This window comes from Colwellia marinimaniae, assembly GCF_002207865.1.
Lineage (GTDB): Bacteria > Pseudomonadota > Gammaproteobacteria > Enterobacterales > Alteromonadaceae > Colwellia > Colwellia marinimaniae.
Genome location: NZ_BDQM01000005.1, coordinates 110,596 through 124,766, shown reverse-complemented (window position 1 = coordinate 124,766; position 14,171 = coordinate 110,596). Strand labels below are relative to the sequence as shown.

The 14,171-nt window shown below is 39.7% G+C and carries 10 protein-coding genes; all 10 read right to left on the bottom strand.

The window, feature by feature from the left end:
• Window positions 1–37 precede the first annotated feature (37 nt).
• A complete protein-coding gene (locus MTCD1_RS04975; RefSeq protein ID WP_057181645.1) occupies window positions 38–787 on the bottom strand; it encodes a PP2C family protein-serine/threonine phosphatase in 750 nt (249 codons plus the stop codon).
• 74 nt (window positions 788–861) lie between these two features.
• Window positions 862–3,117 (bottom strand): serine/threonine-protein kinase, encoded by a 2,256-nt coding sequence (locus MTCD1_RS04970; protein ID WP_082606547.1) that lies wholly within the window; start codon window positions 3,115–3,117, stop codon window positions 862–864.
• A gap of 169 nt (window positions 3,118–3,286) precedes the next feature.
• Entirely contained in the window at window positions 3,287–8,560 is a 5,274-nt protein-coding gene (locus MTCD1_RS04965) for a response regulator (RefSeq protein WP_057181643.1), read from the bottom strand.
• A 135-nt stretch (window positions 8,561–8,695) separates the two neighbouring features.
• Window positions 8,696–9,241 (bottom strand): tRNA adenosine(34) deaminase TadA, encoded by a 546-nt coding sequence (gene tadA, locus MTCD1_RS04960; protein WP_057181642.1) that lies wholly within the window; start codon window positions 9,239–9,241, stop codon window positions 8,696–8,698.
• Window positions 9,238–10,410 carry a radical SAM family heme chaperone HemW gene (gene hemW / locus MTCD1_RS04955; RefSeq protein WP_231733060.1) on the bottom strand — a complete coding sequence of 391 codons (1,173 nt, stop codon included), beginning with the start codon at window positions 10,408–10,410 and terminating at the stop codon, window positions 9,238–9,240. Before hemW ends, tadA begins: the two co-directional genes overlap by 4 nt.
• 7 nt (window positions 10,411–10,417) lie before the next feature.
• Entirely contained in the window at window positions 10,418–11,029 is a 612-nt protein-coding gene (gene rdgB, locus MTCD1_RS04950) for an RdgB/HAM1 family non-canonical purine NTP pyrophosphatase (RefSeq protein WP_057181640.1), read from the bottom strand.
• Between the two features lie 152 nt (window positions 11,030–11,181).
• Complete coding sequence (locus MTCD1_RS04945) at window positions 11,182–11,622, bottom strand: DUF4426 domain-containing protein (protein ID WP_057181639.1); 441 nt, start codon at window positions 11,620–11,622, stop codon at window positions 11,182–11,184.
• 372 nt (window positions 11,623–11,994) lie between these two features.
• The gene (locus MTCD1_RS04940) at window positions 11,995–12,540 is read right to left on the bottom strand and encodes a YggT family protein (RefSeq protein WP_057181638.1); all 546 of its coding nucleotides are present in this window, start codon (window positions 12,538–12,540) and stop codon (window positions 11,995–11,997) included.
• 58 nt (window positions 12,541–12,598) lie between these two features.
• Window positions 12,599–13,420, bottom strand: a complete 822-nt coding sequence (proC, locus tag MTCD1_RS04935; RefSeq protein WP_057181637.1) for a pyrroline-5-carboxylate reductase — start codon at window positions 13,418–13,420, stop codon at window positions 12,599–12,601.
• Between the two features lie 16 nt (window positions 13,421–13,436).
• The gene (locus MTCD1_RS04930; RefSeq protein ID WP_057181636.1) at window positions 13,437–14,156 is read right to left on the bottom strand and encodes a YggS family pyridoxal phosphate-dependent enzyme; all 720 of its coding nucleotides are present in this window, start codon (window positions 14,154–14,156) and stop codon (window positions 13,437–13,439) included.
• Window positions 14,157–14,171: the final 15 nt, after the last annotated feature.

Sequence of the window (14,171 nt, the reverse complement as noted above, 5' to 3'; positions counted from 1 at the left end):
ATAAACTCCTAATTTTGTTATTACTCTTTAGTTATAACTATGCTGGTTTATGGGGTAAATTGATTAAACCTACCGTCAGGTTATCTCGACTGTTTTTGGCTATTGCTTGCTTTATCATGTCATGACAGACATTTTTATTAACAGAAAATTGAGATAAATAGTGACTGATTTCTTGTTCAGTTAAATAATCATGTAAGCCGTCGGTTGATAACATTATGGTATCGCCATTACTTATTACTATGGTTACTGTATCAATGGTTATTTTTTCTCGCACACCAATCGCTTGTGAAAGCATATTTTTTGTATTGGATTTTTTTGCTGTTGCCGCGCTTATTACGCCTTTATTGACTAATTCTTGCACCATGGTGTGGTCGACAGTCTCTTGTTGTAATTGCTCACTTTTAAAAGAGTAAGCGCGCGAGTCGCCAACCCAGCCAATATGGCAGTTATACTGGTCTATTACCATCAATACGCCAGTAGTGCCCATGCCTTGTTGTGTTTGCTGGTTTTTTGCTTGCTGTAAAATAGCCATGTTTGCGCCATTAAGCTGCTTGGTAATCCAGCTATCCCAATGGGGGTATGGACTAACGGAAATTTTATCCCAGGCTTTCTTGATATGGTCAACTAACATAGCGCTAGCAACTTCGCCAGCATTATGGCCACCCATGCCGTCTGCGACTAGCATCCAAATAATGCCTAACTCTTCATTGATGCCATAACTTATCGCATCTTCATTATTGTCTCGTATCGCGCCCTGATGACATAGGGACTTAATGTGATAATTCATAGGAGTTAACGGTTACTTCCTTTATCTTATGATGAAAAGTGGCTATTTAGTGGCGCAGTTCATAGGTTACTTTATTAGTTAGCGCTGATCTTAAAGTCTCTTTTCAGCGCATTTGCCAAGGCTAACTTAAATTCAGCCATTGTTTGATAACGCTTAGTTATATCTTTATGCATGGCTTTACTACATATACGTAGAGCACTTGTCGGTAGAGCAGTATTTCGTTGATTAACAGCAATGGCTTTTGCTTTGGTAATTTGATAGGCAACGGTAGCGATGGACTCTCCCTCAAAAGGTAAATAGCCACAAAGTAGTTGGTAAAATGTTACCCCTAAACTAAAAATATCACTACGTCCATCTACTTTTAAGCCGAGTATTTGCTCGGGTGACATGTAATAAGGGCTGCCCATAATGATACCCGTACGGGTTTTACTGTTATCACTGACGTAGGCTATGCCAAAGTCTGTTACCGTAACTTTGAGCAAGTCATCATCATAAATAATGTTGGCTGGCTTGATATCTCTATGAACCACATTTTGCTTATGGGCATAGTCTAAGGCATCGGCTATTTGTATTAATAGCTGATAAACCAATGGCGTTGGTAGTGTTTGCCCTGGCTGAGTAAAAAGTGATAATGGCGCGCCGGTAAGTAAATCCATGGCGATATAGCCGAGGTTTTGTTCTTCACCAACGTCATAAATAGTGACTATATTTGCATGACTTAGGCCACCAGCCGTTTGTGCTTCCCTAAAAAATCTTTCCTTAGCTTCAATAAACCCAGCTGAGTCGATATCATCACTTAATTGCAGGGTTTTAATGGCCACGTGACGGTTTATTTTAGGGTCAACACCTTGGTAAACAATGCCCATGGCACCTTTGCCTAATATACCTTCCACTTGATAGCGGCCGAAACTCGCAACCGTTAAGTGATGTTTAGTGCTAGTTTGTCTTGGCTTATCAAGTATCACTAAGGTTTGTTGCAATTCTTCTTCGAGCATAGGGGTAGTGTCCACTGACAAAGGCACTTGCATGTTTCCCGTTGTTGCTATTTTTACTTGTTGATTGCTCAATGATTGCCCTTTGTCGACTATTGCTGTGGCACGTGCGGTACTATTTAACTGCGCTGTTTGTCCCTTTAGGGCCGATAAAAACAACTGGCACTCTTTTTGATAAGCGAAAAGTAATAGCCATGAGCCCGCCAGAAAAAACACCACGGGCAACACCTCAAGCCACTGATGTTGCTTGAACATGAAAAATTGTATGATAAATAACACTAAGCAGTAGCTCACTATACTTAGTAGTTGTTGCTTCATGGGCATACAACGTATAAACCAAGCTAAACTTAAAGCGATTACGAACAAAGCCCAGCACAATAAAATAGTGCTTAACTTTTGAGATAAATAATCCTGTTGCAGTAATTCTTTAAGTACCCCCAGCACCATTTTGTGCTGGAATTGCTTATGGTCAGTGATGATTATAACTTTATATAGCGGTGTAGGCACAGCACTAACCGCTTTACTGATTCCCTGAGCAACAAATGCCTTAACGCTAGTAAGTTCCTGAGCGGCTATGCCCTTATTTCCTTGTTTATCTTGAGCTGTTTGCTGAATAGAGTAAGCTGCCCCTGAGGTAAAAATCTCCCCAAAAAAGCCTAAGGACAATTTTTTAGTCACTTGCTCGTTGTCTGTGTTAGTTAAACTAAGCTGCCAACTTTGATTCAGGCTAAGCTCGGTATTTACACTTAATTGCCGTAGAATTTCACCCACTAAACTTAAGTAGACTTCCTCTTGCTGTTGCCATAATATCGGGAAGCTTTGTCGTTTATTGATTAAAAACGGACTGTAAATAAAGTGTTCTGAGCGGGTTTGTTTTAGGTTATGGGCAGAGTAACGAAACCAAGCCAACGTGCTGGTATAGAGTGTTGATGATGGTGTATTTAGTTTTTGTTTTGACCAACTATTGTTGGCAGCGATGACAATTTTATTTTTTCTCGGACTGGTAGCTAAATAGCTTTCCAGCCTTGTCATAAATTTTCTTGAAGGTGTCCCCAGTAAGGTGATTTGACTTTGAGGGTGCGATGACAATATTGTCGATATTGAGTCTATCTCGTGTTCGTCGAAGGAGGAATACAAGGTTAAAATTTCAGTTGCCTCAGACGTTGGCTTATTTTTGGGTAATGTTGGTGTAGATGTTAGCTGAGCGAGGGCATTGATATTTAATTGGTTTACCTGGTTTAGACCGCCAATGGATACATACCAAAAACTAAAACCCCAGAATAATAGAAGCAGATAAAACCAACCCGTATGATAAATGGGCAGAATACGTTTAATCATGTGTAGTGATAACCTTTAGCTATTTTTTAGTATTATTGTTTGCTGTCGTTACGCCCCTATTAATACCTTAATGTGCTTGGCATATCAAATTTAAGCAGATTTAATAACGCTAAAATTACACAAACTAACCGGCGTTAGTTAGCTAAAGGCATTATTTTTCTTCTTAGTCTCAGCTCTCAATGAGTTTCTCATTTAATACTCGTTTTAGTTCTTGTTCAAGTGCTTGATAAGCTAATTGCATCGCTTGGAATAGTTCATCTATTTGCGTATTATCCGGGCTAGACGTTTTTACATATTGATTGAAATTCTTGGTGTGTTTGAGTAAAGATTCAGCACTTAAATTTGCCGACATTCCTTGAATTTTATGACTAATTTCATGTTGTAGTTTGTTATCTTGCTGGTGAATACTTTGTGCTAAGGCGTTAAATTGTTTTGGCGTTTCTTCAATAAACAGCGCTATGAGCTTGTATTGAAATTCTTCATTGTTATTTAAGCGTTTACTAAAGTTACCTCTGTGCCATACCATCAGTTGTTCTTGGTCTTGGTCTTGTTCTTCAGCAAAATGAATATCACTATTGGTAGCCGCTGTTTTATCGGCGGTTTTAGTTACTAGCTCTTGCGCAAGTTTACTTGGGATTGCAGGGCTAATCGTTTCAGTTTTAATGACTAAATTAAGGTACTGTCTAAGTTTTTCTTTCAGCTTTACTGGCTCAATAGGTTTGCTTAGATAATCAGTCATACCTGCGGCAAGGCACTTTTCCCTATCTCCTTTCATGGCATTGGCGGTCATAGCAATAATTGTTATAGCCTTATTTTTTTCTCCTGCCTCTCCTTGACGAATGGCTGCGGTAGCTTGATAACCATCCATTTCAGGCATTTGGCAGTCCATTAAAATAATATCGTATGGCGCTTCATCTGGAGTTGCTTGTCCCTTTGTTGATTGACCTTTGGTTGCGTTAAGTAACGTTAATGCCTCTAAGCCATTAACCGCAATGTCCGGCACTATGCCAAATTCAGCTAAAATATGACGTGCTACTTCTTGGTTTATGCGATTGTCTTCGACCAATAATAATCGACACTGGCTTAAGTCATTATTGTTATTAACGTCCTCAGCAGAGCCTAGTTCATTTAAATAGTGATGAGTAATAAGAGGTAATTGTGCTGATGATGTTGTGCTCTGTGATAAACACAAACTTAAGGTTTTAAATAAATCCTCAGTAATGGCTGGTTTTGGGAAGTAAGCCGAAAAGCCAAGCCCTCTAAAATAGCTTGCATCACCACGGCTTGCCATCGATGTCATCATCACCAGCTTTAGCTCAGCTAAATTTGGCAGCTCTTTTACCTTTTTAGCCAATGTTGCCCCATCCATCTGTGGCATATACATATCCAAGAAAGCCATTTTTATATTGCTTTGTTCTTGGTTAAGGGCATTATTTTCAAGTAAAGCCAACGCGGATAAACCACCATCAGCTTCATAAACTATTGCTCCCCAATGCTCTAACTGAGCCTTTAGTACCAATCGGTTCGTTGCATTATCATCAACGATTAACATAGGTACATTATTTATATCAACATCAGGTAGCACAATCCTAGCTTGTTTACTTTTAGCTAAACTTACCGTAAATGAAAAGTTAGAGCCCTGTCCTACCGTGCTGGATACCTTTATATCCCCTTGCATTAATTGACATAGCTGTTTACAAATGGCGAGCCCTAAGCCAGTACCACCGTATTTTCTCGTGGTTGAGGCATCAACTTGAGTAAAGGATTGGAATAATTTAGCTATCTGATCGGATGGAATTCCTATGCCGGTATCACTAATACTACAATGCAAGGTTAGTTGATTTTCTTCGCCACTATTCATTGCTTGTGCTTCGGTTAATTTTGCCGTAATGACTATTTCACCTTGGTTGGTAAATTTAATAGCATTGTCTGTTAGGTTGTTAAGGATTTGTCTAAGGCGGCCAGGATCACCTTTCACATGACTTTGTTGAATGCCTCTATTATCTAGAATGATCTCAATATTTTTTTCTTGGCTTTTTAACGCCAGTGACTCACTAAATTCACCAAAAAGATTTCTTAAGTCAAAATCTATCACTTCTAAATCAAGCTTACCTGCCTCTATTTTAGAAAAATCAAGAATATCGTTAATCAAAGTCAGTAGCGATTCTGCACTTGAATTAGCCAGATCTACTCTATGCCTCTGTTCTTCGCTTAATTCATTTCTCTGTAGTAAACCAAGCATGCCGATAATGCCATTCATCGGGGTACGAATTTCATGGCTCATACTGGCAAGAAATTCGGCTTTATGACGAGCCGTATCTTCTGCTAATTCTTTGGCGGCAATGTGTTCTTGCTCAACAACCTTACGCTCGGTAATATCAAAGTTAACACCTATCATTTGTACCGCTTCGCCCTGACTATCGAGTTTGATTAAAGCCATTGCTTTAATGTGTTTTATCGTACCGCTTGGGGTAATTATCCTAAACTCATCATCTAATTTAGTCTTCTGGGCAATGGCTTCTAATACCGCTTGATTAGCTGAGGCAATATCTCCAGGATGAACCGACTTTTGCCAATGCGCTAAATTCCCTGAAAATTCTTGTGGCACTGTTGCATATATTTTATGCATCCATTTATCCCACGAAAGCTTGTCATTTGCTATATCGTATTGCCAAATGCCTATGCCGGCCGCGTCTGTTGCTAGGCTTACCCTTTCGTTTACTGCCATTAAAGCGTGTTGATGTTGTTCTTGTTCTAATTCGAGTAGTTCTTCTTTTGAAATGTCTCTGATAATACCGGTAAAAACTATGCCTTGTTCACTGGTGACTTTAGATATTGATAAGTGAATGGGAAATATTTCCCCTGACTTTTTCTGGGCACGTAACTTTCTGCCTATACCCATTATATGGGCTATGCCCGTGGCTTTATATTGATTAAGGTAGCCATCGTGTTTGGTACTTTGCTGCATTGGCATTAAAGTACGAACATTTTGCTCAAGCGCCTCAGCTTCGCTATAGCCAAACATTTCTTGCGCTGCTTGGTTAAAAGCAATAATACTGCCTTGCTCATTGATGGTGATGAAACCCTCCGCAGCACTTGAGAAAATGGCTTGTATTTGTTCAGAGCTTTGTTTTGCCAGTAGTGCCGAGTGCTCTTGCTCTCGCAGGGCAAATTGCATTTGGGTAAATAAGTTGCTAAAGCTGCGAGCCAGTACGCCAATTTCGGTATTACTCTTGGTGGGTAGGGCGCTTAAGGTATTATATTTATCATAATTTTCTATGCTGTCTGTTATTTGTTGCAATGGCGTGGCAATACGCCTAGCCGCAATGGTTGCTATGGCTAATGCGACTAAGGCCAAGGCACTACCAAGTAATAAGCTCCGCATTCTAAAGGCCGCTAGCGTTTGCTCCATATCAGTGCTGTCTTTTAATAGCAATAAGTTAAGTTGATGAATGTTATCAAAGCGATTTAAATTGACTTGTTGGTAATGACCAAGATAGTTGTGCTCATCAATAGTGACTGCCGCTATTTTATATTCTGTTAATTGTTCACTAATAACCGATTTTAACTGAGGAAATTCATCTTGTATTAAATATCGATGTCCTAGATTGAAGCCAAAGGTTTTACTATTATCTGGGTGGGAAACAAAATCCCCCTCTTCATTGGTTAAATAAAAAGATAATTGACTCAATTCTCTGCTTTTAAGTTGGGCGATAAAGTTACCGAAATTTATATTAATAACGATAAGGCCAAAGATATCACCTGTGGTTGGATGGTATATTGGTGTCGCTACTCGTAAAACCGGATTATGAGGTTTTTCAACTTCACCGTAATTTTTAGCAAGTTCTATTTTTGAGAAATATACTTGGCCGGGATCTTTATCTATAGTGGCTTTAAAATAGGGACGAGCAGCCTTTTGTTGTAGACGAGAGCTGGGTATAACGATACTCTGGCTATCATTGCGCACGTTAACTAATTCTTGGCCGTTATTGGCTATGCCTATATAGCGGATCTGATAATAAAATTCTTTATTAATAAGAAACTCACTGAATGTTTGCTCCATTCGGCTTTTCCATAATCGATAGTTGTGCTCATCAATGTCGTTAAAAGAGTTAAGCATCCCTAGTACACCTGGCATACGACTCAAAAATAAGATGTCAGTATTGGCTTGGCGGTAAAGTTGTTTGATCATAGGTTCAACAAGTTTACTTTCAATCGCCACTTCATTGCTTGTTTGTTGAATTAACAAGCGTTCAGTTTCAAAATAAAATAAAAAGCTCACCAAAGTAGCAACACTTAATACCAAAACAAAAGCGGCAATAGGTATTTGCATGCTAATAGAATGCCGAGCGTGGCCAACGTCTAATAGTTGACTTTGCAAGAGAACATCATCATTTTTATTTGTCAGTGGACTTATTGGCGAAAATTTTTCTCCTGTGCCCGTGCTCAATTGACTTATTGAGCTGGTTTTTAGATCAAAGAGTAAGCCTAAAAATGCACAACCGTAAGCCAGTATTTTCAAACCATGGGCAATATTAAAGTGGTTATCAAACAATGCCGTTGAACCAAAGGCCATATGAATTTGTGTGGTCACTTCGGGGATGACACTGAGCAATAAACCATATTTGGCTATGGTGGGAAATTGCCGATATAGGTTGATAAATAAGCTACCGGCAAAGATAAATAGACCTAAAGGTAAGACATCATAAGGGCGAGTGATCAGAGCTTGTTTAAACATGGTTTGCGGTAAGCTGGTACTATTAGCGGCAACATGAACTAAGACATAAGCCAGTGTAATAAAACAAAGGCCAATAATGAGTATGGTCCGATAATCTGATTTACGCTTATTTTTTTCATATTCCTTACTATGTTCGATACCCTTGTCAGCCTTGTCAGCCTTGTCAGCTTGGTGCTCTCTGGCGTAAAGCATAAAAGATATCAAGGTGCCGGTTATCATGATACAAGCATTAAATATCCGTGATAAAGCCCAAGTAAAAGGAATAAAATCGGTATTTTCTGCTTGTGCTGAAATAATACGGGTGGCTGCCAAGGTATGAAAAGCATCGACTGAGCCAGCACAAAAAATAGCCATACCCATTATCGGGATGGCAACATCCCGATGAATTCGATAATGCACCAGTGCCAAAATAAAAGTAAGTAAAGCTAAAACTACAGCGGACCATTCTAATAACGTGTGGTGAAGTGCTCCGGCAAGGGCATAAAACAAATGATTAGCTTCGATAGTTTGCTTGAAATTGAGTGCCGTGATATTTGAAGAGAAATCGATGCCAAGTACATTGAGTAAGCTAGGTAACAAACACAACACCAGCACTAGCACTAAAAATGCTTTTTTATTACGATCAAAAAATATCGGGCTAGCGTTAGGATCCGTTAATTGTGGACCAGGGGGGACATTTGAATTATTAGTAAAATAAGCCGACATAGGAGCCTATCCATGAGCTAAGTACAGCGTTAAGAGGAATACTTATAAGTTAGCACAGGGTTCAATATTCGCCATTAATTTTTGTGCTCAATTTTCGGCTCATTCTATTTGACAGCTTATCGACTATATTTATCGTTAAAGAGAGGCTTTATCAGTAGCTTGTTTGGCTTGTTTTTTTTCTTTTCTGCGTCGTTTAAAAAAAGCAGATAGCAATTGGCTACACTGCTCTTGCATTATCTCTGTGCTTAATTCCAACTGGTGATTTAGTTGCGGGTTATTGACTAGGTTAAAAGCACTACCTGCGGCTCCTGTCTTAAGGTCACTGCAACCATAGACTAAGCGCTTTATTCGGCTATGTACTAATAAACCGGCACACATAGGGCAGGGCTCAAGGGTTACATATAAAGTACAGTCTAGCAGTCGATAATTATTGAGAAACGTCCCCGCTTGTCTAATGGCATTCATTTCTGCATGGCTAGACGGATCGTTAAGCATAATAGATTGATTAAAGCCTTCTGCTATAATCTTGCCTTGATACACTACCACGGCACCGACTGGTATTTCATCGTGTTGCTCCGCTTGCTGCGCTAGCTCAAAGGCCCTTTGCATAAAGCTTAAATCAAGCTGGCGTTGCTGCTCAGCTTGATTTAACTGAGCGCTTGATGATGGTGCTAGCGTCATAAGAAAATCTCCAACAAATCATTTAAATATCTTTGTCCATGGTTAGTGACTCGCCAATATTCTTCATTGTCTATGACTTCATAAGCCATAAGTTTTTTTTGTTGAGCTTCTTTTAGTTGCGGTAGTACTGAACTGATGGCCAGGCCTGTGCTTGTTTGAAAATGCGCAACACTAAAAGTACGAAAAAGCCTTAACTGATTCATCATAAACTCAAACGGGCGGTCACTGTCTTCTACTTCTGATAATTGATCTAAGAAATCACGATTGTGATCTAAGTAGCCTTTAGGGTGCTTTACTTTGACCGTACGCATTATTTTTTGTGTTCGGCTATCGGAAATTTTACCATGAGCGCCACAACCAATGCCAAGGTAGTCGCCGTATTGCCAGTAATTTATATTATGCTGACATTGGTAACCTGTTTTAGCGTAAGCTGAAATCTCATACTGGTGATAACCCGCTTCTTTGAGCAGTTCTACGCCCATATCTTGGATTTCCCACAAAACATCATCCACGGGTAATTTCGGTGGCTTAGAGTGGAAAATAGTATTAGGTTCAATAGTTAATTGATACCAAGAAATATGATGAGGATTCAGGCTAATGGCAATTTTTAAATCGTCTAAAGCATTGGCTAAAGACTGGTCAGGTAAACCATGCATTAGATCTAAATTAAAACTGCTGACGCCGCTATCTGTGGCAAGTTTTGCTGCTGTTTTGGCTTGATCGCTATCATGGATACGGCCGAGTTTTATTAACTTATCTGAAGCAAAGCTTTGTACACCAATAGAAAGTCGAGATACACCAGCGTCAAAAAAACCAATAAATTTATCGGCCTCAACGGTACCAGGATTGGCTTCTAGGGTGATTTCTATCTCGGCTTTATGGTCAAAGCGACTAAGAACCTGTGTTAGTAAGCTTTTAATCGATGCGGCTGAAAATAAACTTGGTGTACCGCCACCAATAAATATGGAGTGTAAAGAGCGCTCGGTTAGGTCAAACCGCTTAATGTCGGCATCTAAATCGGCAATTAAGGCCTCGACATAATCCTGCTCGGGAATGCTACTTTTAACCGCATGGGAATTAAAGTCACAATAAGGGCACTTTTCTACACACCATGGAATATGAATGTAGAGTGACAAGGGTTGATTTTCTAACATTATAACGGTACTCATGCTCACTTTATGCTCTCGCCTTAGCCAGTTGTGTAACCAACTTTGCTAATGCTTGACCACGATGACTGCGCGTGTTTTTTACTGCTCGAGGTAATTGCGCGGAAGTCATTTGCAAGTCACTTTGCCAAAAGATAGGATCATAACCAAAGCCTTGTTCACCTTGCTTACTTCTAGCAATAGTGCCTTGCCAGACACCATGACAAATAAGTGGTGTTGGATCATTTTCATGTTTCATATAAACCAAAACACAATGAAAGCGAGCTGTTCTTTGCTCATCAGGAGTATTGGCTAAAGCCGCCAGTAATTTATTGGTATTATCATCATCAGTAACTTGCCCTTGGGTGATATCTGCAGCGTAGCGAGCTGAATAAACCCCAGGCGCGCCATTTAAGGCATCAACTTCCAAACCAGAGTCATCAGCAATCGCAGGTAAGCCGGTAATTTTTGCCGCATGACGGGCTTTAATGATGGCATTTTCGACAAAAGTCGTGCCTGTTTCGGCCACTTCAGCAACATCAAATTCACTTTGCGGTACTATATCAATGCCTTGCTCAGTCAATAAGTGGGCTAACTCTTTAACTTTGCCCAGATTTCCTGTGGCTAATACAATTTTTGACATGATGGTTACCTGTTTACTCGTTTTATTAATGATATTTTATGAGCGCTATTCTACCTTAAACAGTAATAGACTTGCTATATTTCGCTAAAATTAAGCGCAAAAAAAAGAGCTATATAAAGCTCTTTTTTAATAACCTGTTAGGGTGTTTTCGCTTAATCAACATAGAATTTTTGTGAAAATTTCAACTGCTGCTTTTCTTTGCCGTCATTAATCATAATATCAAAATGAAGGGTTTCTTCATTGCGATAGCGAACTTGGGCTAGGTAATAAATAGCATTGCCTTCTTTGACCTCGACAAAATCTAGATCTTTAAATTGTCCAAGGTTGTTTTTAGCTTTACCGGTAATACTAACGGCTTTAGCAGGCGTGCCTTTTTTACTATTGTCTAATACCGATATATTGATTAAACCATTGTATCTGCTGCGCGTAATACCATAGGCTTTAGCTATTTCAGGGGTGAAAAATGTTGACCCAATAGCCATGTAATGTACATTCATTGAGCCTAGTTTTTTCATGTTTTCAGCGCTAACACTGGTCATCACAAACAAGCTAAGGCTAAGTGCGATAAGTAGTTTGATGATTGAAGTTTTCATGTGGATCTCCAAAAAAGTATAGGGGACTCGAAACTGTGCTGTTACTTGTACTTAATTATATACCCGTTCAACTTCAAGGTGCAAGATTCAGTGGGAATTTAACAGACTTTAGGTAAGGCATTCATTTTAAATAATGGTTGTTGTTCCCTTATTATCATGAATAACGCGGCATAAAGCCTGTTAAAACCCACCCGAAGGGGAACACCGAGCAACATCCCTTCTTTGTTGCACCAATTTGTAAGGGAATGCCATGACTTCATTGGTGCGCCTAAAAGTTAAATTGCTCTGTGCTCCTGTACATGCATCTTGAAGTAGAGCGGGTATAGCACAGTTCCGAAGTAAATTAAGTTGATAAAGATGAGTTTAACTGTTTTATAGCGCGCCCCAATAAGGCAGTGAATTGGCCAATAATATATTGATGACATTCATCGCCAAAAATGCGACCAACATAGATAAATCTAAACCACCCAAATTAGGAATTATTTTGCGGAGTGGTCGTAAAAAAGGGTCCGTTAATTGGCTAAGAACCATTGACGTGGCATTATAACCTTTGACTACCCAACTCATGATAGCCATGATGATCATTAAAATAAACAGCAAAAATCCTGCTTGTTTTAATAACACTAATAAGCCAATGTAAAAGGCTAACACACCTAAACTTTCACCGGATAAAGCCGCAAGGGTGACAAATTTCAATGTTGCGACAATATATGCCACCAATATAGTTGCTAGGTCAAAACCACCTAACCCGGGAATAATTCGGCGCAGTGGTACCACTAATGGGTTACTTACTTTGACAATAAATTGGCTTAAGGGGTTATAAAAGTCTGCTTTAACCCATTGCAGCCATACACGCATGATCAAAATCATTAACAAGGCGTCGAAGGCGAATCTCAGCAAATAAATAATTGCTTCCATTGGTTTTCCTCTAAGTAATTATAAGTTTTCTAATTAAAGTTGTGGTCATTGAAATGAACTATTTAGCCATTTCTTCAGCACGGGCAATGGCAGCAGCCATGGCATTTTTTACCATTTCTTCCATACCATCCTGTTTAAATTGCTCTATTGCCGCATGTGTTGTCCCACCTTTTGAGGTGACATTAGCACGCAAGGTACTGATAGCCTCGTCACTATGGGCGACCATTTGTGCGGCGCCAAGAGCGGTTTGTTGTACTAACATGCGGCTCTCTTGACTTGAAAAGCCTAAATGTTGCGCTTGTTTCTCCATGGCTTCCATAAACAAGAAAAAATAGGCTGGAGCAGAGCCAGCAACGGCGATAATATCATTAATCTTATCCTCTGTGGCCAGCCAAATGATTTTACCCACTGCCGTCATAAGCTGCTCGGCAATCGCCTTATGTTCAACGCTAACTTCATTTGAGGCAAATAAACCACTCATACCTAAGCCCAATTGGCACGGGGTATTTGGCATAACGCGAACCACAGGGGGCAGGTTATCCTTGCTGTTTTTTGATAAGGCTACTTGGATCTGTGCAACCGTTGTCCCCGCGGCTACCGAGATAAAAAGCTTTCCTGAAATACTGATAGCCTGACTTATTTGCCGACAAACCTCAGTGATAAGGTGTGGTTTAACACAAAGCACTACTACTTCGGCAAACTCACTGGCCTTGTTATTATCCTCCGTTTGTAAAACGCCGAACTCTTGCGCCAGATTTAGTCTCTTGCTTGCTGATGGATTAGCCACCATGATGTTTTGTGGTGCAACACCTGAGTTGACTAAGCCAATAATAATCGCGCGCGCCATGTTACCGGCACCGATAAAGGCAATTTTGTTCATAAAGATAATCCTAAGGTTAATTTTTATATGTCCGTGCACCAAAAATGGCGCTACCAATTCTCACCATGGTTGAACCGTGGGCCACCGCTTGGGGCAAATCATTAGACATGCCTAAAGACAGGGTATCGACACTGGGGTAGTGTTTTTGTAATTGTATAAATAGTTGCTGCATTTTTTCATAGCAATCGTTACCGGCGTTTTTTTCAGGCACGGCCATTAAGCCACGTAAGGTGAGTTTATCACAGTTGTTAACAATGTCAGCGAGGGATAAAATGTCATCAATAGCAACGCCTGACTTAGACTCTTCATTGCTAATATTCACTTGTAAACAAATGTTTAGCGGAGTATTGTGACAATTATCATCTTGAATATGTTGATTTAGGCGCCGGGCAATTTTTTCTCTATCGACACTATGGACCCAAGAAAAATAACGGGCAATTTGTTTGGTTTTATTGGCTTGAATAGGACCAATAAAGTGCCAATTTAACTCAGGTAGATGTGCTAGCTGCGTTATTTTTTCTACGGCTTCTTGTAGGTAATTTTCACCAAAATCATGTTGTCCTGCTAAATATGCCTGTTCAATAAGTGCCGCAGGCTTAGTTTTACTGACTGCCAGTAGTGATACTGGCAGTGACTGCTTTACTTGTTCAGTATAAGGAATTAATCGACCACTTTGCTGGCAAGCTTGCTGGATTTGCGCTTTAATTTTATCAAGATTATCTTTTATGTTTATCATGTGAACTTAATGTGA

Coding starts and splice junctions, on each gene's coding strand:
- MTCD1_RS04975 (WP_057181645.1), bottom strand. CDS start 787: ATGAATTATCACATTAAGTCCCTATGTCATCAGGGCGCGATACGAGAC.
- MTCD1_RS04970 (WP_082606547.1), bottom strand. CDS start 3,117: ATGATTAAACGTATTCTGCCCATTTATCATACGGGTTGGTTTTATCTG.
- MTCD1_RS04965 (WP_057181643.1), bottom strand. CDS start 8,560: ATGTCGGCTTATTTTACTAATAATTCAAATGTCCCCCCTGGTCCACAA.
- tadA (WP_057181642.1), bottom strand. CDS start 9,241: ATGACGCTAGCACCATCATCAAGCGCTCAGTTAAATCAAGCTGAGCAG.
- hemW (WP_231733060.1), bottom strand. CDS start 10,410: ATGAGTACCGTTATAATGTTAGAAAATCAACCCTTGTCACTCTACATT.
- rdgB (WP_057181640.1), bottom strand. CDS start 11,029: ATGTCAAAAATTGTATTAGCCACAGGAAATCTGGGCAAAGTTAAAGAG.
- MTCD1_RS04945 (WP_057181639.1), bottom strand. CDS start 11,622: ATGAAAACTTCAATCATCAAACTACTTATCGCACTTAGCCTTAGCTTG.
- MTCD1_RS04940 (WP_057181638.1), bottom strand. CDS start 12,540: ATGGAAGCAATTATTTATTTGCTGAGATTCGCCTTCGACGCCTTGTTA.
- proC (WP_057181637.1), bottom strand. CDS start 13,420: ATGAACAAAATTGCCTTTATCGGTGCCGGTAACATGGCGCGCGCGATT.
- MTCD1_RS04930 (WP_057181636.1), bottom strand. CDS start 14,156: ATGATAAACATAAAAGATAATCTTGATAAAATTAAAGCGCAAATCCAG.